Below are 20,395 nucleotides of genomic sequence, written 5' to 3'. Positions count from 1 at the left end.
AAGGAGATCTCATGATCGATGCTTTCGTGGGCTTGGTGGTCCGCCGGCGCTGGTTGGTGATGGCGCTGACCGCGTTGCTGGTGTTGGTGGGCATACGTAGCGCCGTGCAATTACCCATCGACGCGGTACCCGACATCACTAATGTCCAGGTGCAAATTAATACCAGTGCGCCAGGCTACTCGCCACTGGAATCGGAACAACGTATCACCTATCCGGTGGAAACGGCGATGGCCGGGCTGCCTAATCTCGACTACACGCGCTCGGTATCCCGATACGGTTTGTCACAGGTCACGGTAGTGTTCGAGGAGGGCACCGACCTGTACTTCGCCCGCCAGCGGGTGGCGGAAAAACTGCAAAGCGTGCGCGGGCAACTGCCCGAAGGCATGGAACCGGAGCTCGGTCCCATTGCCACCGGACTGGGTGAAATTTTCATGTACACCGTGGAAGCCGACCCGGGCGCCCGCAACGAGGAGGGTGAGCCCTACGACGCGGAAGACCTGCGTACCCTGCAGGACTGGGTGGTGCGGCCTCAGTTAATGCTGGTGGACGGCGTTACAGAGGTGAACACCATTGGCGGCTTCCAGCGCCAATATGAAGTGGCGCCGGACCCGTCGAGGCTGATCGCCCACGAACTGAGTTTGAGAGATCTGTCAGCGGCCTTGCGCGACAACAATTTAAACCTCGGTGCTGGTTATTTGGAACGCAACGGCGAGCAGTGGCTGGTGCGTTCCCCGAGCCAGGTGGCGAGCCTGGATGAGATCGCTGAGATCGTCGTGGCGCGACGCGGTGATACCGTGATACGTGTGGCGGACGTGGCGGAAGTCCGCTTCGGTAAAGAGCAGCGCACCGGCGCGGCCACCCGCAACGGTGAGGAAGTAGTGCTCGGTACCACCTTCATGCTGATCGGCGAAAACAGCCGGGAAGTGGCCAAGTCGGTAGCGGAACGTCTTCAGGAGGTTAATCGTTCCTTACCCGACGGTGTGCGTGCCGAGCCGATGTACGATCGCACCTCTCTGGTCGAAAAAACCATCGCCACGGTGGAGAAAAACCTGTTCGAAGGCGCGTTGCTGGTGGTCGTGGTGCTGTTCGCCCTGCTGGGCAACTTCCGTGCCGCCCTGATCACCGCCGCGGTCATCCCATTGAGCATGTTGTTCGCGCTCACCGGCATGGCGGCCAACCGGGTCAGTGGCAATCTGATGAGCCTGGGCGCCATCGATTTCGGCTTGATCGTCGACGGTGCCGTGATCGTGGTGGAGAACTGTCTGACCGGTCTGGCGGCGGCTCAGAAGCACCATGGGCGTTTGCTCACTTTGAAAGAGCGTTTGGACACCGTCACCCGGGCCACCCGGGAAGTGTTCAAGCCCAGTGCCTTTGGGGTGTTCATCATCATGGTGGTATACCTGCCGATCTTCGCGCTCACCGGCGTAGAAGGGAAGATGTTCCACCCCATGGCATTCACCGTGGTAGCGGCGCTTACCGGGGCGCTGATTTTATCGGTGACCTTCGTGCCGGCCGCCGTCGCCCTGTTTGTACGAGGTCGGGTGGGCCATCAGGATAACCCGGTGATGCGGGTGGCGCGGCGACTTTACCAGCCGGCTCTGGATGTCGCTCTGCGTGCTGCGGTGCCGGTATTGCTGGTGGCGGGGGTGTTGGTTGTTGCCAGCGGAGTCCTGGCGACCCGACTGGGCACCGAGTTCATCCCGCAGTTGGATGAGGGCGATGTGGCGGTCCACGCGCTGCGCATCCCCGGCACCAGCCTGAGCCAGGCATTGGAGATGCAGGAACAGGTGGACCGCCGTTTCCTGGAATTCGACGAGGTGGACAAGGTGTTCGCCAAGCTAGGCACCGCCGAGGTGGCCACCGACCCGATGCCGCCCAATGTGGCGGACACCTTTGTGATTCTGAAGCCCCGTGACCAATGGCCGGACCCGGATCGGCCCAAAGCGGATTTGGTGGCCGCCATGGCCGAGGCGGCGGAAACGCTGCCGGGCAACAAGTACGAGTTCACTCAGCCGATTCAGATGCGTTTCAATGAGCTGATCGCAGGGGTGCGCGCGGATTTGGCGGTGCGCTTTTACGGCGATGATCTGGCTCAACTGGAAGCGCTGGGTGAGCAGGCGGTATCGGTGATCAACAGGGTGCCCGGCGCCGCCGACGCCCGTCTGCAGCCGCTCTCAGGCCTGCCGGTGCTCACTGTTACACCGGACCGGGAAGCATTGGGCCGCTACGGTCTTAATGCCTCGACCGTACAGCGGACGGTGCGTGTCGCGGTGGGCGGCGAGACCTTGGGTACCGTATACCAGGGTGACAGCCGCTTCCCGTTGCGTTTGCGCTTGCCGGCGGAGAACGTGGCGGATCTGGACACCCTGAAGCGGCTTCCGATAGCGGTGCCCGGAGGTCATGACCCCGGCTATGTGCCGCTGGAAGAAGTGGCGGAGGTGGCGTTGACGCCGGGGCCTAACCAAATCGATCGCGAGAACGGCAAGCGTAATGCCATTGTATCCGCCAACGTGCGGGGCCGGGACCTGGGCTCATTTGTCGAGGATGTGCGGACGGCGGTTCGTGAGGAGATTGATCTGCCCACCGGTTATTGGGTGGACTATGGCGGTACCTTTGAGCAGCTGCAGTCCGCCTCCCGGCGTTTGGCCATCGTGGTGCCGCTTTCGCTATTGCTAATCTTCGCGTTGTTGTATGGGGCGTTCGGCAGCGCTCGCGATGCGCTGATTATTTTTACCGCCATTCCCCTGTCGCTGACCGGGGGCGTGCTGGCCCTGTGGGCACGCGACATCTCCCTGTCGATCTCCGCCGGGGTCGGGTTTATTGCCCTGTCCGGTATTGCCGTGCTCAATGGCGTGGTGATGCTGTCTCATATCAAGGATCTGATGGCGGAGGGCATGCCATTGCGGGACGCGGTGCGTGAGGGCGCGCTGCGCCGCCTGCGACCAGTGCTGATGACTGCTTTGGTAGCGGGGCTTGGTTTCGTGCCGATGGCCTTCAACACCGGCATCGGCTCGGAAGTGCAGCGTCCTCTGGCCACCGTTGTGGTTGGAGGGATCGTCACCGCTACCCTGCTTACTCTGGTGGTATTGCCGGCGCTGTACAGCCGGTTTGGCCGCAAAACGGTTGAACAAGTTTAACCTGGACCTTAACCCGAAACAGGGCGCCACCGTTTGGGCGCCCCGTCAGTATGATATGGGATTGACGATGAACTACTGGCCGTGCCTGTGCGTCGCCGGTACCGGTCGAGGACCAGGCCGAAGTCCTCTTTCTGATCGGGCTTGACCCTGTAGTGGCTACAGGTATTGGAATGTGCGGAAACGGATCGAAGGAGCCGGCCAGTGCACACCCATCACCATCATGACCATGCTCACCCGCACGGCGCGCCAAAGGATTTCGGGCGCGCCTTCGTGATCGCCATCACCCTGAACCTGGGGTTCACGGCGGTGGAATTCGTGTACGGCTTCCTCGCCCAATCCTCGGCATTGATGGCCGACGCCGGGCATAACCTGTCCGATGTGCTGGGCCTGGTGCTGGCCTGGGGCGGGGCGATGCTGGCGCGCAAAGCGCCGGACAGCCGCTTTACCTTCGGGCTGCGCGGCAGCTCGATTCTGGCGGCGCTGGCCAACGCCATGTTCCTGCTGATCGCCTGCGGCGCCATCGGCTGGGACGCCATCCGGCGGCTCGCCGATCCGCCGGAAGTGGCGTCGGTGACCGTTATGGTGGTAGCGGGCATCGGTGTTCTGATCAACCTGGCGTCGGCCTGGTTATTCGCCAAGGGCAGCAAGGGCGATTTGAATATCCGCGGTGCTTTCCTGCATCTGGCCGCCGACGCGGCGGTGTCGGTGGGCGTGGTGCTGGCCGGTCTGGCGATACTCTATACCGGCTGGAACTGGCTTGATCCGGTGACCAGCCTGCTGATCACCGTGGTGATCGTTATCGGCACCTGGGGTTTGCTGCGCGAATCCCTGAAGCTGATCCTCAATGCGGTGCCCGCGAACATCGACCTCGCCGAGGTGGACGCCTGGCTTCGGCACCAGCCCGGCGTCAGCGACATCCACGACCTGCACATCTGGGGCATGAGCACCACGGAGAGCGCGCTGACCGTCCATCTGGTGATGCCGGACGGTTTCCCCGGCGACGCCTGGCTGGACCGGGTGGCGGAGGGGCTGCATGACCATTTCGGCATCGCCCACAGCACTTTGCAGGTGGAGCGCGGCGACCGCGCCCACGTTTGTGTGCTGCACGCTTCCCATTGACCACCGCAGCGGAGGAGATCGACATGGCATGTTGCGAACCGGAATTGAACCACCAGGCGCCCGCCGCCTATCGAAACGTATTGATCGCGGTGCTCGCGATCAATCTGGTCATGTTCGCCGTGGAAGCGGCGGTGGGCCTGTTCTCTGGCTCGCGGGCACTGCGCGCCGATGCCCTGGATTTCCTGGGTGACGCCGCTACCTACGGCATCACCCTTTGGGCGCTGGGGCAATCCCTGACCTGGCGATTTCGCGCCGCCCGTATCAAGGGCTTCTCGCTGCTGCTGCTGGGGTTGCTGGTGCTGGCGGACAGCTTGGTAAGCCTGATAACCGGGGCCGCGCCCCCCGGGGTGATGATGTCCGGCATCGGCGCCTTGGCGCTGGTGGCCAACCTCACCAGCCTGATGCTGCTGGTACGCTACCGCCAGGGTGACGCCAATATCCGCTCCGCCTGGCTGTGCACGCGCAATGATGTGCTCGCTAATATATCGGTGATCGTCGCCGGCCTGCTGGTGCTGGCCAGCGGCAGCCACTGGCCGGACGTGCTGGTGGCGATGGCGATTGCCGGTTTGTTCTGCCATAGCGCGGTGTCCATTCTGCGCCAGGCCAATGCCGAACAGAGGGCCGGGCAACGTGACGGGCCGGGCCCCGGTGGTGACGGCTGCGGCCCGGCGCGTTAGTCTGCCCGGCATTTCCGCTCCAACGGCATCGTCATGAGTTTTAAAAACGAAGACCTGATCGCTGTCTGTCAGCGCACCATGCCTTTCGGTAAATACCAGGGCAGGCCGTTGATCGATCTGCCCGAATCCTACCTGCTGTGGTTCGCCGACCGCGGCTTTCCCCGCGGCGAACTGGGCCGTCTCATGGCCCTGGCGATGATTCTCAGCGTGGAAAATCTCAAGCATCTGGTAACGCCGTTCCGCGAGTGAGCGGCGGGCGTGCACGGTGGTTGGCGGTTTGACGCATATTCTTTGCATCTTTTACCGGTACCTTTGAGGTCGACGCATTCTTTTCTGGGCAGAGTATTCGGGCAGGGTCATGACACGCTGGATCAAACGTCGTTTGCTAATCGTTTCGCTGGTGGTCCTGGCCGCGCTGGCCGCGTCCTGGTGGTGGCTGTCGGGTAACGGCGCCACGGACGGGCAGTGGCAGACCGCCCGGGTCCAACCCGCCGACATCGAGGATCTGGTGACCGCCCTCGGCACCCTGGAGCCCTACGATTACGTGGACGTGGGCGCCCAGGTGTCCGGCCAGCTGGAAAAGCTGCACGTGGATCTCGGCGATAAAGTCGAAAAGGGCCAGCTGCTGGCGGAAATCGATGCCTCGGTGCAGGAGTCGCAGGTGCAGGCGGGCCTGGCGCAACTGGACGCCCTGCGCGCGCAACTGGAGCAGCAGCGCGCCGAGCTGGAACTGGCGCAGGTGCAGTTCGACCGCCAGGAGCGGCTGCGCCAGGCCGACGCCACCAGTGATGACGCCTGGCAGACCGCCAAGGCCACCCTGGCCACCACCCGCGCCCAGATCAAAGTGCTGCAGGCACAGATCGACCAGACCCAGTCCGGCCTTGAGGGCGACCAGGCGACCCTCGGCTACGCCAAGATCTACGCCCCCCGCGACGGCACCGTGGTGACCCTGGATGCCCGCGAAGGGCAAACCCTCAACGCCAACCAGACCGCGCCGATTCTGATGCGCGTCGCCGATCTCTCCACCATGACCGTGTCCACGGAGGTCTCCGAGGCGGACGTGGACCGGCTGGAGATCGGCATGCCGGGGTACTTCTCCACCCTGGGCAACAGCGCCGTGCGTTATGACAGCACGCTGCGCCAGGTGCTGCCGACCCCGGAAGTGGTCAATAACGTGGTGCTCTACACCGCCGAGTTCGATGTGGCCAACCCGGACAACGCCTTGATGTCGGGGATGACCGCCCAGGTGTTTTTCGTGGTGGAGTCCGCCGAGGGGGCGCTCAGCGTGCCCGCGTCGGCGGTGAAGAGCGGCGCCGACGGTCAGTACGTGGAGGTGCCCGCCGGCAAGGGCCGGCTGGAAAAACGTCCGGTGAAAACCGGCGTCACCGACCGGGTGCGCGTGCAGATCACCGACGGGCTCGCCGAAGGCGACACCGTGGTGATCGGTAAGGTGCAGGCGCAAACCGAGGACGAGCCGCGCCGCCGGGGTCTGTTCTGATGGCGGATCAGACGCCGCGGGCGCCGCTGATCGAGCTGCGCGACATTCGTAAACGCTTCCCCGGCGGTGATGAGGACGTGGAGGTGCTGCACGGCATTTCGCTGACCATCGAGGCCGGTGAATGCGTGGCGATCATGGGCAGCTCCGGTTCCGGCAAATCCACCCTGATGCATCTGCTCGGCTGCCTGGACCGGGCCAGCGAGGGCGAGTACCGCTTCGCCGGCCAGGACGTCAACGCCATGGACCACCAGGAACTGGCCTGGCTGCGCCGGGAAATGTTCGGCTTCGTGTTCCAGAGCTATCACCTGATCGGCACCGCCAGCGCCTGGGAAAACGTGGCGTTGCCGGCGATCTACGCGGGCATGCACCGCGATGAACGCAAGGCCCGCGCCCAGGCCCTGCTCACCGATCTGGGTCTGGGCGAGCGCCTCGACCATCGGCCCAACCAGTTGTCCGGCGGTCAGCAGCAACGGGTGTCCATCGCCCGGGCATTGATGAACGGCGGCCGCGTGATCCTCGCCGACGAGCCCACCGGCGCCCTCGACAGCCAGAGCGGCGAGGCGGTGATGGCCCACCTCACCGGGCTCGCCGACCGGGGCCACACGGTGATCCTGATCACCCACGACCCGGAAGTGGCGGCCCACGCGGACCGCATCATCGAGCTGCACGACGGCAACATCGTTGCCGACACCCGCCATCGGCCGGCCCGCGCCACCGCCGAGACCCCCTCCGCCCTGGCGCCGCCGGCGGAGTCCGGCCTGCCGGAGCCCGGTGAGATCCCCGAGGCGGTGACCATGGCGCTGCGCTCGCTGCGCGCCAACTGGCTGCGCACCCTGCTGACGCTGCTCGGCATCGTGATCGGCGTGGGCGCCGTGGTGGTGATGCTGGCCATCGGCCAGGGCGCCAAACAGGATGTGGTGGCGCGCATCGGCGATATGGGCACCAACCTGCTGGTGATCCGCCCGGACCGGGGCCAGCAGCGTAGCGCCGACGGCGTGGTGGCGACCCTGGTGCCCGAGGACGCCAAAGCGCTGGAAAGTCTGCCCAATGTGCGGGTGGCGGTGCCGGAGATTTCCGGGTCCGCCACCGCCCGCGCCCTGGGCCGGGACGTCACCACCTCGGTGAAGGCGGTGTCTTCCGCGTACCCGACCCTGCGCGACTGGGAGCGCTCCGCGGGCATCTTCTTCAACGCCGACGACGAAGCCCGCTACGCGCCGGTGGCGGTGATCGGCGAAACCGTGCGCCAGAATCTGTTCCCGGACACCGACCCGCTGGGGCAGTTCGTGCTGCTCAACAGCATCCCGTTCCAGGTGATCGGGGTGATGGGCGAGCAGGGCGCCACCAACTGGGGCGACGACCAGGACGACGTGGTGTTCGTGCCGCTCTCCACCGGCACCCTGCGGCTGTTCGGCCAGAACTATCTGCGCTCGATCACCCTGGCCGTGGAGAACATGGACGCCATCGACGCCACCGAGCAGGCGGCGGTGGATCTGCTGGTACAGCGCCACGGCACCAAGGACGTGCGGGTGTTCAATATGGCGTCCTTGCTGGACATGATTTCCGACACCCAGAACACCCTTACCATGCTGCTCGGCTCGATCGCGGCGATCTCGCTGTTGGTGGGCGGCATCGGAGTGATGAACATCATGCTGGTGAGCGTCACCGAACGTATCCATGAAATCGGCATCCGCATGGCCACGGGCGCCCGCCAGCGCAATATTCTCCAGCAGTTCCTCACCGAGGCGGTGGTGGTGTCCGCGCTGGGCGGCATCATCGGCGTGCTCGGCGGCGTCGCCGTGGGCCTGCTGTTGAAGGTGCTCGGCCTGCCGATTCTGTTTTCCGCCACGGTGGCCGCGGCGGCCTTCCTGTGCGCCGCGGTGATCGGCCTGGTGTTCGGGTTCGCGCCGGCGTTGAAGGCGGCACGGCTCAATCCGGTGGAGGCGCTCTCCAATGAGTAAAACAGCCAGCAAGTTGAAAGTTGCCAGTTGCAAAGGGGCGGTCCTGGCGGTGGCCCTCGGCGCCCTGATGGTATCCGGGTGCGCGGTGCGGTCCGGGCTGGAGACCCCGGAACCGGAGGCGCCGGCGCAGTGGGAGAATCAGATTGCCGACAGCCGCGCGGCGGTGAGCAACCCGGCCTGGTGGCAGGGCTTCGGCAGCGATGAACTGAACCAGCTGGTGGCCCGCTCGCTGAGCGACAACACCGATCTGCGCGCCGCCGCCGCCCGCGTGCTGCAGGCCGAGGGCCGGTTGCAGCAGGCCGGTTCGTCGCTGTTCCCGAGCCTGTCCCTGGACGGCGGCGCGTCCACCTCCGGCACCTTCGGCGGCACCAGCAGCGACAGCTTCCAGCTGCGCGCCAACGCCAGCTACGAGCTGGACCTGTGGGGCCGGCTGCGCAACAACAAGGCGGTCGCCGAAGCCAACCTGGAGGCCAGCCGCTTCGACCGCGACAGCGTGCGCCTGACGGTGCTGGCCAGCGTCGCCAACACCTGGCTGCAGTGGCGCTATCTGGAGGAGCGCCTGGCCCTGGCCGAGGACAGCCTGGCGCTGGCCGAGCGGGTGCTGGAACTGGTCGAGGCCAAGGTGCGTTACGGCGCGGTGTCGCCCCAGGACCTGGCCCAGCAGCGCACCCTGGTGGCCAACCAGCGCGCCGCCCTGCCGGACCTGCGCCAGCAGGCGCGGGAAACCCGCTACGCGCTGGCGGTGCTGGTGGGCGACACGCCCCAGGGCTTTCTGCTGTCGGACGGCGGGCTGGATGAACTGACCGTGCCCGAGATCGAGTCGGGGCTGCCCGCCGAAGTGCTGGCGCAGCGCCCGGACGTGGGCCGGGCCCTGGCCAATCTGATGGCCGCCGACTACGGCGTGGCGGTGGCGCGCAGCGCCTATTGGCCGTCATTGAGCCTCACCGGCGGCGCCGGCTACGCCAGCAGCTCGTTGAGTGATCTGTTCGACGGCGACGCGGTCTACAGCCTGGCGGCCTCCCTCAGCCAGCTGTTGTTCGACGGCGGCCAGGTGCGCGGCGAGAACACCACCGCCCGCGCCGCCTGGCTGGAGCAGGTGGCCACCTACCGGGGCGTGCTGCTCACCGCGCTGTCCGAGGTGGACCAGAGCCTGGGCAGCATCAACGCCCTGGAACAACAGGACCAGTTCTTCCGCGAAGCGCTGGCCCAGGCGCGCCGCAGTTTTGAAATCGCCGAGGTGCGCTATCGCGAAGGCGACATCGAGCTGACCTCGGTGTTGGACGCACAGACCAGCCTCAACAACGCGCGCCGGAACATGCTCGATCAGCGTTACAACGAACTGCTCGCCAGGGTGACCCTGTACCGGGTTCTGGGCCAGGGCCTGGCCGGTTTCCCCGAGGCGCCCTGAGGGGCGCCCGCCAAACGCCGCCGTTCCGCTATACTCCCGCCATGTCCGTACCGCTTGTCTATCATCCGTCCTACTGTTTTCCGTTTCCCGGCCGGCACCGCTTTCCGATGGAAAAGTTCCGGCTGCTGCACGAACGGCTGCGCGACAGCGGCGTCGCCGGCGCGGCCAATCTGCACCGTCCGGGGCGGGCGCGTCCGGCGCTGCTGTCGCTGGCGCACTGCCCGGAGTATCTCGACCGCTTTCTCGGCAACCGACTCGGCGAGCGGGAAGCCAAACGCATGGGCCTGCCCTGGAGTGAAGACCTGGTCCGGCGCACCTGCATCGCGCCCATGGGCACTCTGCTCACCGCCCAGCTGGCGTTGAAGCACGGCATTGCCTGCCACCTGGCCGGCGGCACCCACCACGCCCACTATGACTTCGGCTCCGGCTTCTGCATTCTCAATGATCTGGCGATCACCGCCCGGGCGTTGCGCGCCGGCGGGCTGGTGAAGCGGGTGCTGATTTTTGATTGCGACGTGCATCAGGGCGACGGCACCGCCGCCATCCTCGCCGGCGATCCGGAGCTGTTCACCTGCTCGATTCACTGCGAGAAAAACTTCCCCACCCGCAAGAGCCGCAGCGATCTTGACGTCGGCTTGCCCGTGGGACTGGAAGATGACGGCTACCTGGCGGTGGTCGAGGAGACACTGTCCGACCTGCTGCGGCAGCTACAGCCGGACCTGGTGCTGTACGATGCGGGGGTGGACGTGTACGCCGGCGACCCGCTGGGCCGGCTCGCGGTCAGCCTGACCGGGCTGGCCGAGCGCGAGCGCCGGGTGCTGACGCTGTGCCGGGAGCACGGCGTGCCCGTGGCCACGGTGATCGGCGGCGGCTACGACGACGACCGGCCGGCCCTGGCCCGGCGCCATGCCCTGGTCGTGGAAGCGGCCCACCAATTGTGGAGGCAGTAATGAGCAAAGCTCTGTTGATCATGGCCCACGGCAGCCGTGCCGAAGCCGCCAACGACGAATTCCGTTTGCTGGTGGAGCAGGTGGCCGAACAAAGCCACGACTATGTGGCGGTGCTGCCCTGTTTCCTGGAGCTGGCGCGGCCGTCACTCATGGACGCGCTGCAGCAGATCGAACACCAGCCGGTGGAGACCGTGCAGGTGTACCCGCTGTTTTTTAACAAGGGCAAGCACGTGTCCCGGGATATTCCCGACCAGGTGGAGGAGGCCCGCCAGCGTCACCCGCACCTGCGTATCGAGCTGCTGGAATACTTCGGCAACGCCGGCGGCCTGGTGTCTTTGGTGCGCGACCACATCGACGCCCAGAGCTAGCGGGCCCGCCCTAGAAGGTTCTGGCGATAATCAGGCCGCCCCACAGCAGATTGCGGTCGGCCGCCCCTTCGCGCACTTCCGACGTGTGGCCGCGCAGTACATAGCTGAGCCGCCAGCCACTGGCGAACGACTGGGTATAGCCGAGCCAGGCTTCCACGATCATGTGGTTCAACTGATCAGAATCGTAGGTCACTTCGCTGTCGCGGAACTGGCCCTGAAGAAACACGTTGTAGCCCCGCGCCACCACGGCGGCGCCACCCCACAGATAGCTTTCCGCCCGCGCCGGCCCGCCGTTGCCGCGCGCCGCGCCGTCGCCATAACTGGCCAGCTCCGGATTGAAACGCCACCAGGGGTCGGCGATGCGCCCGCCCCGGAAGCTCAGGCTCCAGCGCGCCTCGGTGAGATAGCCGGCGGACGCCTGCAGGGTGCTTTTCACTTCCAGGTTGGATGACGAGACCGCCAGGTATTTCTGCCGCGCCACCGTGTAGCGGGCGGTGGGTTCGCCGCCTTCGCTGACCTGGTGCTTCCAGCCGTCGGCGTGTTCGCTGCCGATCACCTTGTGCACCGCGTTCTGGCCGTTACCGACGATCGCCAGGCCGAGGGCGCCGACGGTCAGGCTGCTGTGCCAGGCCACGTTTTCGCGCGGGTCGATGCGCACCCGTGATTGCGACAGGTAGATCAGGCTGGCGTAGGGGCGGTCGTTGTACACCGGCTTGGACGCCGCCTTGTCTTCCGGGGTAAAGCCGAACAGCCCGAACTCGACGCTGTGGCCCTCGACGCGTTGCGCCGCGCGGCCATCCACGCCGAACAGCCCGTCCAGGGCGCCCAGCACCGGGTTCAGTGAGTACCAGGCATCGCGGGCGTCCCGGCCGGTGTAGGAGACGCTCAGGCCATAGGTGTAGTCCTGGTCCCGGTGCGAGGGCACCAGGGCGTCGTTGTCGAAGGCGAACGACCAGCTTTCCTTGTCCGCTTCGCGCTTCGGCTCGGGCCGGGGGCGGCGCGGCGTCCGTTCCTCGTGTTCCAGTAGCGCCAGTTGTATCCGGCCGGCGGGCTCCACGGCCGGGTCCGGGGAAGCCGTTTGGGGTTGCGCCAGGGCGGTGGGGGCCACGCCCAGGGCGATCAGGAAAACGGCCGTTCGCAGCAGGCCGTTGTCGGGGTGCGCGCCCCACCCTGGGGCGGCGTCATCAGATGCATTGTTCATCGTTCTCCGTTCCGCAGAAATTCGCCGTTATCGGGGCGCTACCCTAAGAGCGCGCCCCGTTTCGGCGGTAGGTCAAAACTGGCGCTTTCTTGCCTGTTTCTGCGGAACGGTTTTGTTTTTTGGCGTGGTTCTATCAACGCAGCCGATAGGTGAGCGACGCCGTCACGCTGCGCTCGGCGCCGAAATAGCAGTAATTCAGCGAGTAGCAGGACGCCACGTACTCCTTGTCCAGAAGGTTGTTGGCGTTGAGGCGCGCGCTCAGGCCGCGCACGCCCAGTTGCCCGAAGTCGTAGCCGATGGACGCGTCCATCAGTGTGTAGGACGGCACGTTCAGAGTGTTGGCGCGGTCCGCTTCGATGCCGGACAGGTAGCGCGCGCCGAGCCCCACATCCAGGCCGCTCAGGGCGCCGCCGTTGAACCGGTAGTGGCCCCAGACGCTGGCCTGGTTGCGCGGTGCCTGATTGACGCGGTTGCCTTCGATGTCCTCTTCCGCTTCCACGTATTCAATGTCGGTATAGGTGTAGCTGGCTTGCAGCCGCAGCCGGTCGGTGACCTGGCTCTGGGCGTCCAGCTCCACACCTCGCGAGCGGACCTCGCCCACCGGTACATAGACCGCCGCCTGGGGTTCGCGGATCGCCAGGTTCTCCTGGTTGATATGGAACAGCGACAGCGTGTAAAGCCCCCGGCCCTGGCGGGGCTGGTATTTGAGGCCGGTTTCGTACTGGCTGCCTTCGGTGGGCTCCAGCGGGTCGCCGTCGGCGTCGGTGTAGACGCTGGGGTTGAACGATTCGGAATAACTCACATAGGGCGCCAGGCCGTTGTCCATCCGGTACAGCGCGCCGGCGCGGCCGCTGAACTGGTCGCGGTCCTGGCTGGAACGGGCGCCGGTGTCGGTGTTCACGTTGGCGGTGCGCACCCAGTCCTGGCGGCCGCCCAGCGAAAAACGCCAGTTGTTCAGAGCGATCTGGTCCTGAATATACACACCGGTCTGGATCAGTTTGCGCTCATGCAGCACCGGGTCGGTGATCGCCAGCGGCGCGGCGCCGTATTGCGGATCGAAGGCGTCGATCGCCGGGAAGCTGCCGGAGCTCCAGGCGGCGTCCACATCACGGTGCTGGTAGTCGACGCCCACCAGCAGGGTGTGCCGCAGCGCGCCGGTGGCGAACAGGCCCTGCAGTTGATTGTCCACGGTGTAGGCATCCAGTTGTTCATCGGCGCCGGAGTAGAAGCGGCTCAGTTGGTCGGTGTTGCCCACCCAGGCAAAGCTGTACACCTGCTGCAGGTCCACGTCGCTGGTCAGGTAACGGAAATTCTGCTGCGCACTCCAGGCGTCGTTGAAGAAATGGCGCAGCTGGTAGCCGACCATTTTTTCCGTGCGCGAGAATTGCTCGTAGGCGGGCTCGCCTTCGAAAAACCGGTTGGAGATATAGCGGCCGTTGCGGGGGTACAGCGTGCCCTCGGCGGGCACGCCGCTGTGGCTGCCGCCTTGCGGGTCATCCTGGAAATAGGCCATCAGATCCAGGGTGGTGTTGTCACCCAGGTCCAGGGCCAGCGACGGCATGATCGCCCGGCGCTTGTGCTCCAGGTGGTCGAACTGGGTGTCACCCTGGTCGGTCAGCCCCACCACCCGGTAGGCGGCGCCGTCGCCCAGCGGCCCGGTGAAATCGAAGGCGGCGCCGCGGTACTGGTTATTCCCGGCGCTGAAGGTGACCTCCTGGCGGGTTTCGAATAGCGGTTTTTTACTGGTCAGATTGACCAGCCCGCCCGGTGACGCCCGGCCGTACAACACCGAGGTCGGCCCTTTGACGATCTCCACCCGCTCCAGAAAGTAGGGGTCGATCTGCATGGAGCTGAAGGTGCCGCCGTCGCCCATGGTCTTCAGGCCGTCCAGATAAATATTGTCGATGCTGTCGTCGGAGAAGCCGCGCAGCACCACATAGTCGTAGCGCTGGGAGGCGCCGATCTGCTCGGTGAATACGCCGGGGGTGTAGCGCAGCGCCTGCTGCACGGTTTCCGAGCCCTGTTCCTCCACTTGCTCGCGGCGCACCACGTTGATCGTCTGCGGCGTTTCCAGCGTCGGGGTGTCGATCTTGGTGGCCACCTGGGCGGAAACCGCCACCGGCGCCAGCGTCCCGCTGGTGGTGGGCGCCGGCTCCAGGGTGACGCTGCCATCGTCGTTGCGGCGGTGGCGCAGGCCGCTGCCGGCCAGCAGCCGGGTCAGTGCCTGGTCGATGGCGTAATCGCCGGACAGCGCCGGGCTCCTTTTGCCGGCGGTGATGGTGGCGTCGTAGATCAACTGCACGCCGGTGTCCTCGGCCAGTTCGGCCAGGGCGGCATCCAGCGGTTGCGCGGCAATATCCAGCGTGGCTGCCCGGGCACTGGCCAGCAAGGTGAGACCGGCGAGCAGCATGGCCGCGCGCAGGGTGTGTTTCATCAGGGGCATCATTGGTCCTCTCTGTTCGGATGCAAATACAAACCATTTGCGATCTGGTGCCAGGGAAGACGAAACCGCCACCGGTTTCTGAACCAGGCGCTCTTCAGGGGCCGTCTGAAAGCACCACCACGCCGGGCAGGCGCCGCACGGTGAGAGGCAGGGTCTGGCTCAAGGCGCCGAGGGCGGCGTCCGGATTCCTGATATTCAGGACACCGCTGAAGCGGCGTCCGCCGAGCTCGTGGTCCAGTAGCAGCAAGCGGTCGGGATGGTGCGGGGCCAGCTCCCGGAGAATCTCCTTTAGCGTCTGGTCGCGGAACACCAGCCGGCCCTCCAGCCAGGCGAGCGCGCGGTCCACGTCCACGCGGCGAGGGTTGCCCAGGTGACCGCGTGTCCATTCGACCTGCTCGCCGGCCCGCAACGTCAGCCGGCGGCCCGCGCCGCCGGCGACCACCTCGCCCTCCGCCACCGTGAGGCGCACCCGGTCGCCGTCGTCCCGTCGCAGTTCGAAGCGGGTGCCGGTGACCCGCACCCGCGCGTCACCGGCGTCCACCAGGAAGGGCCGGTGCGGGTCATGGGCTACCTGGAAGTAGGCACGCCCGCGCAGCAGCGTGATCCGGCGCTGGTGGCCGGTCAGGTGCAGGTCGATGGCGCTGTCGCCGGCCAGGGTCACCCGGCTGCCATCGTCCAGGGTCAGCAAACGCTGTTCCCCGGCGGCGGTGCGCTGGTCCGCACCCCACACCCGCCAGGGCAGCTGTGCCGCCGACACGACCACCAGCAGCAGTAGCGCCGCCGCCAGCCAGGCCCGGCAATGACGCAGGGCGCGACTGATGTACTTACCCGCCATGCGCTCGGAGACACCCAAACGGGCGCCGATTTCCCGCTGGGTCAGGCCTTCCAGGCGGTGCCACAGCAGCGCCTGACGGACCGGCTCGGGGAGCTCGGTCAGCGCCGCCTGGACTCCGGCCAGGGTCTGGGCGCTGCTCGCCGCCGCTTCCGGCGTGGGGGCCTCGCTTTCCAGCCGCAGAGCCGGGTCGTGAAGGGCCACGGTCGCCGGCCGGGCGTGTTGCTGGCGCAGGTGATCGATTAACAGATTACGGGCGATACGGAACAGGAAGGCGCGCGGGTTTTGCAGCGGGGCACCGCCGTCGGCGCGCTCCAGACGCCGCAGGCGCAGGTAGACCTCCTGGCAGAGGTCGGCGGCCAGCTCCGGAGAGCCGACACGGCGATGGAAATAGCCGGCGATCTCCGGGGCGTGCTGTTGGAACAGGTCGTCGGCGCGCATGGCATCGCCCGCTTATCAAATGTGATTGATAATGATTCGTGATTGCAGTGCGGGCGATTATGCCACCACCCGACCGGCTGGCGCCAGTCGGGGTCAGCGGGGGGCCTGGTAGGTGCGGCTGCGGTGGCCGGGCTTGCTGAACACCCACTGCCAGAGCTGGATGTTGCGGGCTCGGAAGGCACCGGCGCAGACGTTCAGGTAGTAGCGCCACATGCGGTAGAAGCGCTCGTCGTAGCGGTGTTGAAGCTGTGGCCAGCCGGTCTGGAAGTTGGCGTCCCAGGCTTTGAGGGTGCGCGCGTAGTCCGGACCGAAGTTGTGCAGGTCCTCGACCACCCAGCCGGGTTCGGCGGCGCGGGCGATCTGTTTTACCGACGGCAGTTCGCCGTTGGGGAAAATATACTTGTCGATCCAGGGGTCGTGGCTGTGGCTGCTCTCATTGGTGCCGATGGTGTGCAGCAGCATCAGCCCCCGGTCCTTCAGCAGGCCCAGGGTGGTGTCCATGAAGGTCTGGTAGTTGCGGCGGCCAACGTGCTCGAACATGCCCACGGAGACCACCCGGTCGTAGCGCCCGGTCACGGCGCGGTAGTCCTTGAGCAGCACTTCCACGGGCAGGCCCTGGCAGCGCTCGCGGGCCAGTTGCGCCTGTTCGCTGGAAACGGTGACGCCTTCCGCGCGGACGCCGTAGTGTCGGGTGGCGTATTCCAGCAGGCTGCCCCAGCCGCAGCCGATGTCGAGCAGGGTCATGCCCGGTTCCAGCTCCAGCTTGCGGCAGATCAAATCCAGTTTGGCGAGCTGGGCCTCGTGGAGGGTGGTCGCGTCTTTCCAGTAGCCGCAACTGTAGGCCATGGTGTCGTCGAGCATCAGCTCGAACAGATCGTTGCCCAGATCGTAGTGCTGCTCCGCCACCTGGCGGGAACGGCGCAGGCTTTGCCGGTTGCGCAGGGTGTGGGCGAGCACCTGAAGCGCCAGCATCCAGCGGTCCTTGCCCAGATTGTCGCCGCCGGCGCGCAACATACGGAACGCGAACTCATCCAGCGCATCGCAGTCCCACCAGCCGTCCATATAGGATTCGCCCAGCCCCAGGGAACGTTGCGCGGCGATGCGGGAAAGGGTTTCGGGATCATGGATCTGCATGTCCCAGGGGCGCCGCCCGTTGATCTGGATGTCCGCATCCGCGAGCACCCGGTTGATCAAGGCGTCGATAGAGGTCGATCCGCTGGACGCGGCGCGGTCCTCTCCATGGTCCTGGCTGTCTCGACTTCGTGAACCAAGCATACAGAGGCTCCTTTGCTGGAAGACTGCATGACTGTCACGGGCTACTTCGCCGCTGCCCGACGTTTCAAATCATTCTTTGCCGCTTACCTCACGGACGCAAGCGGCAAAGTGAGCCGGATCCACGCAAATCGCATGATAAGCCGCATTTTTACAATATTATTCAGAAGCTTGGGCGCTGGTAAGCGGCGGTATGGAAGCGTTCTATTAATGTTATTTGGTGCCGCTATGCTGGCGGCGGGGGCGAGAAAGTCCACTGGGTCGAGATGTTGTTGACTTTTTAGGAGCTTGAGCCTATTCTCCGCAGCGACTTTGAATGATTTTCACGGGCAGATGTAACGAAAATGTTTGGTAGACGGAATACAAACATAGTGTTGCTGTTCTCCATGTTGCTTGTGGTTCAGAGTCTCTTTGCCGACCAAATGGTTCTTCCCTCGACCAACCATTCAGTTACTGCGGAATTGTCGGGCTGTGCCATGGTGGATGGGGTTGCCGCAATGGACGATTGCGAATCGACCGGCACGGAATGCCTGTTTCAAGCCATGGCTGGCGGTTGTGGTGTCTCTTACTGCCCCGCGCTGGTGTCCGAAGTTTGGGTTTCTGGTGATGAGGGCTCAGAACGCCTGAAGACGTCTTTTTCGAATAATTATCGAAGCGTTGTTCTTGACCTCCTAACGTATCCCCCGAATTCCTTTCTAGTGTAAGCCAATTTTTTAGTTCTTTTCTGGTTCCGTTCACTGCTGAGCCGGATTGATTTGGTTACCTATGAGGAATTTCGCATGTCTTTTTCTAAAGCCCCTTTGTATGCTCTGTTCTTGCTCGTGTTTGCGCCTTATCTGCACGCTGAAAGCGCTAACGGCGATTTGACCGAACTGTCCAGACAGGCGTCTGCTCGGCTCGCCGATAAGCCATTCCGGCCCCATCATGCCATGCATGGCGCGATGTCAAAGCTGGATGCTGAAGATAAGAAAGAAATGATGCGCGCTTGCGCTAGCATGATGCGTGAACATCACCAGTCTGGTAGTTGAGGCTCTTTGCTGCGGGTGCGTTCGCGTGCCCGCTCTATCCCCCAGTCCAGCCCTGATCTCAAGTTGCACGTCTCGGCCTTCAGTGATGCTTGGGTGTATCAAGTGCTGCGATTGAGTAGAGATATCTCGCAGAGGGTGCTTGGCGGCACATGAACTTGGCTTATTGCCATTAATTGGTAAATCGACATGTGTTTGGATCATGCAAGCTAAACGATTATGGCTGGTAGTATTCGCGGTGTTCCTCATAAGTGGCGGGCAGATGGCCTATGCTTGCGATACTGCGGAGCTAGCCTATCAACCTATTTGCTGTTGTGAGGATGGGATGACGGGTTGTGACCCGGCACCCCCTGCTTTCCCGGTGGACGGGTGTGAACATGATGCGTCGACCGCCTTTCCCGGTTCCTGCTGCGAGGCGGAGTACCGGTCGGTGGTTAAAGACGCGGCTCCTACGGTGTTCAGTGATGATCGAGCCTTGACGTGGCTACCCCTCGTTGTCTTGGTGTGCTGGCCCCTTCAGGAATCGCCTTCAACCCTATTTATAGCAAACGCTCCCCCCGACCCTGACTGGCTCCTTGCCCAGGCTGAAAGTGGTCGCACTGCCTACCTCGCCACCCTGCGTCTGCGTATCTGATTAATCCCCCGATTTGTCGTGAGGCTATGGCCTGTCCTGTTGGCGGGTCGAGGATTTTTCGTTATGCCGATTGAGGGTACTCCCCATGCGCAACGCAATTGGCGGCCTGATGGCCCTGGTGGTGTTCATTGCACCGCTGGCGGGTATCGCCGCGCCGCCGCCACAAGAACACAGTCAATCTCTACAGGAAGTAAAGACGCTGACCGCCGAACAATTGGTGGCTGCCGTTATGATCCGGAACCCGGGCCTTCAGGGGCTGGCGGCGGCTGCGGAGGCGGCAAATTACCGCATCGCCCCCGCCGGCGCTCTGGATGACCCCATGCTGACCTACGCGGGGGCGCCGAAAACCGCAGGCGGACCCCGTGGTTTTCAGGAGCGGGTGGAGCTGAGCCAAAGCCTGCCCTGGCCGGGCAAGCGTGGCCTGCGTGAAGACGCGGCCCGCGCCCGGGCCGAAGGCAGGGAGCAATCCCTTGCGGACGGCCGGCTGGCTCTCATGGCGGCCGCCAAGCGTTTATTTGCCGAATGGGCGTATATTCACCGCACTCTGAAGATAAAGCACGCTCACCGGGATCTGCTTACCGAGTTGCGGCGGGTTGCCGAGACCCAATACACGGTCGGGCGGGGCCGGCAGCAGGACGTGCTACAAGCCGAAGTGGAAGCCGCACGTATTGAGGCTGACATCGTCACTCATCAGCGACGCCGGAGCGAAGTGCAGGCAATGATCAACGGTTTGTTGAATCGTCCGCCTCAAAGCCCGTTGCCGCCGCCGGCGTCACTGCCTGCCCCTGCTGACCCTCCCACCTTGCGGATCTTGCATGAAGTTGCACTGGAGAAGCACCCGGAGCTGCGTCGTATCCAAGCACGCATTGCCGAAGCTAACGCCCAGCATAGCTTGGCCGAGAAAGAGTATTTCCCGGACTTCAAGTTGTCGGCCGGTTATAACGCGCTGTGGGATTCTCCCGACAAGCGTTGGGTGGTTGGCCTCAGCATCAATCTGCCGATTGATTTCTCCGGCAAGCGCAGCGCTCTCCGCGACGCTGCCGAAGCCGACGTCATGCGGTACCAGTGGCAATTGAGCGATCGGCAAGCGCAACTGCTTGCGCAACTGGAACAAGGGCGTGTCCGAGTACAAGAAAGGCAGGAGATCGTCGCTATTCATCAACAAAAGCTGGTGCCGCTGGCTGAGGAGAGCCTCAACGCTGCCGTCGCCGATTACCGGGCGGGTCAAGGCAGCTTCCTAACAATTATCGATGCCGAGCGGCAGCAGTTGCGGACTCAGGACAAGCTGGCTCGAGCCCATGCCGATTATATTCGGGCGCTGGCGGACTTGGAGCGCACCACTGGTAGGTCTTTGGGCGACGGCGACCGATTAACCGGAACCGGCCCAGCACCGACGAATATCCCCGTTCAGTCCTTTGGACAAGAGTAACGA

16 protein-coding genes are annotated in these 20,395 nt (G+C 64.6%); 12 read left to right on the top strand and 4 right to left on the bottom strand.

Going from position 1 to position 20,395, the window contains the following annotated elements:
• Positions 1–11 precede the first annotated feature (11 nt).
• The 9 genes from ISO4_RS00595 (at position 12) to ISO4_RS00555 (ending at position 11,115) form a co-directional block, all read left to right on the top strand.
• A complete protein-coding gene (locus tag ISO4_RS00595; RefSeq protein ID WP_067604952.1) occupies positions 12–3,137 on the top strand; it encodes an efflux RND transporter permease subunit in 3,126 nt (1,041 codons plus the stop codon).
• Between the two features lie 201 nt (positions 3,138–3,338).
• On the top strand, positions 3,339–4,256 hold the full coding sequence (locus tag ISO4_RS00590; RefSeq protein WP_067604950.1) for a cation diffusion facilitator family transporter: 918 nt from the start codon (positions 3,339–3,341) through the stop codon (positions 4,254–4,256).
• A gap of 23 nt (positions 4,257–4,279) precedes the next feature.
• Entirely contained in the window at positions 4,280–4,933 is a 654-nt protein-coding gene (locus ISO4_RS00585; protein WP_067604948.1) for a cation transporter, read from the top strand.
• Positions 4,934–4,966: 33 nt separating this feature from the next.
• Positions 4,967–5,182 (top strand): DUF3820 family protein, encoded by a 216-nt coding sequence (locus ISO4_RS00580; protein ID WP_067604947.1) that lies wholly within the window; start codon positions 4,967–4,969, stop codon positions 5,180–5,182.
• Between the two features lie 109 nt (positions 5,183–5,291).
• On the top strand, positions 5,292–6,431 hold the full coding sequence (locus ISO4_RS00575; RefSeq protein ID WP_194854794.1) for an efflux RND transporter periplasmic adaptor subunit: 1,140 nt from the start codon (positions 5,292–5,294) through the stop codon (positions 6,429–6,431).
• Complete coding sequence (locus tag ISO4_RS00570) at positions 6,431–8,389, top strand: MacB family efflux pump subunit (RefSeq protein WP_194854793.1); 1,959 nt, start codon at positions 6,431–6,433, stop codon at positions 8,387–8,389. Before ISO4_RS00575 ends, ISO4_RS00570 begins: the two co-directional genes overlap by 1 nt.
• The gene (locus tag ISO4_RS00565) at positions 8,382–9,797 is read left to right on the top strand and encodes an efflux transporter outer membrane subunit (RefSeq protein ID WP_194854792.1); all 1,416 of its coding nucleotides are present in this window, start codon (positions 8,382–8,384) and stop codon (positions 9,795–9,797) included. The genes ISO4_RS00570 and ISO4_RS00565 overlap by 8 nt, the downstream gene beginning before the upstream one ends.
• Positions 9,798–9,838: 41 nt before the next feature.
• Positions 9,839–10,747: a histone deacetylase family protein gene (locus ISO4_RS00560; RefSeq protein WP_194854791.1), complete on the top strand. Its 909-nt coding sequence runs from the start codon at positions 9,839–9,841 to the stop codon at positions 10,745–10,747.
• Entirely contained in the window at positions 10,747–11,115 is a 369-nt protein-coding gene (locus tag ISO4_RS00555) for a sirohydrochlorin chelatase (RefSeq protein ID WP_194854790.1), read from the top strand. Before ISO4_RS00560 ends, ISO4_RS00555 begins: the two co-directional genes overlap by 1 nt.
• A gap of 10 nt (positions 11,116–11,125) precedes the next feature.
• On the opposite strand, the gene ISO4_RS00550 is transcribed toward ISO4_RS00555, so the two are convergent.
• From ISO4_RS00550 to cfa, 4 genes are all read right to left on the bottom strand, one after another.
• Positions 11,126–12,316, bottom strand: coding sequence for a lipid A deacylase LpxR family protein (locus ISO4_RS00550; RefSeq protein WP_228547810.1), 1,191 nt, complete (start codon positions 12,314–12,316; stop codon positions 11,126–11,128).
• A 133-nt stretch (positions 12,317–12,449) separates the two neighbouring features.
• Positions 12,450–14,759 (bottom strand): TonB-dependent siderophore receptor, encoded by a 2,310-nt coding sequence (locus tag ISO4_RS00545; RefSeq protein WP_228547809.1) that lies wholly within the window; start codon positions 14,757–14,759, stop codon positions 12,450–12,452.
• A gap of 94 nt (positions 14,760–14,853) precedes the next feature.
• Positions 14,854–16,032 (bottom strand): sigma-70 family RNA polymerase sigma factor, encoded by a 1,179-nt coding sequence (locus ISO4_RS00540; protein ID WP_185956855.1) that lies wholly within the window; start codon positions 16,030–16,032, stop codon positions 14,854–14,856.
• 93 nt (positions 16,033–16,125) lie between these two features.
• Positions 16,126–17,307: a cyclopropane fatty acyl phospholipid synthase gene (cfa, locus tag ISO4_RS00535; protein WP_194854789.1), complete on the bottom strand. Its 1,182-nt coding sequence runs from the start codon at positions 17,305–17,307 to the stop codon at positions 16,126–16,128.
• Between the two features lie 368 nt (positions 17,308–17,675).
• Between cfa and ISO4_RS00530 the strand changes: the two genes are divergently transcribed.
• The 3 genes from ISO4_RS00530 to ISO4_RS00520 all read left to right on the top strand — a co-directional run bounded on the left by ISO4_RS00530 (position 17,676) and on the right by ISO4_RS00520 (position 20,392).
• Complete coding sequence (locus ISO4_RS00530) at positions 17,676–18,008, top strand: hypothetical protein (RefSeq protein WP_142947532.1); 333 nt, start codon at positions 17,676–17,678, stop codon at positions 18,006–18,008.
• A 75-nt stretch (positions 18,009–18,083) separates the two neighbouring features.
• Entirely contained in the window at positions 18,084–18,332 is a 249-nt protein-coding gene (locus ISO4_RS00525) for a hypothetical protein (protein ID WP_142947531.1), read from the top strand.
• A gap of 716 nt (positions 18,333–19,048) precedes the next feature.
• Positions 19,049–20,392 (top strand): TolC family protein, encoded by a 1,344-nt coding sequence (locus ISO4_RS00520; RefSeq protein ID WP_194854788.1) that lies wholly within the window; start codon positions 19,049–19,051, stop codon positions 20,390–20,392.
• The last annotated feature ends 3 nt before the right edge of the window (positions 20,393–20,395 follow it).

Origin of the sequence: Alloalcanivorax venustensis ISO4 (assembly GCF_015356855.1) — a bacterium.
Taxonomy (GTDB): Bacteria; Pseudomonadota; Gammaproteobacteria; order Pseudomonadales; family Alcanivoracaceae; genus Alloalcanivorax; species Alloalcanivorax venustensis.
The sequence above is the reverse complement of the archived record's forward strand: the minus strand, read 5'-3'. Positions and strand labels throughout refer to the sequence as shown.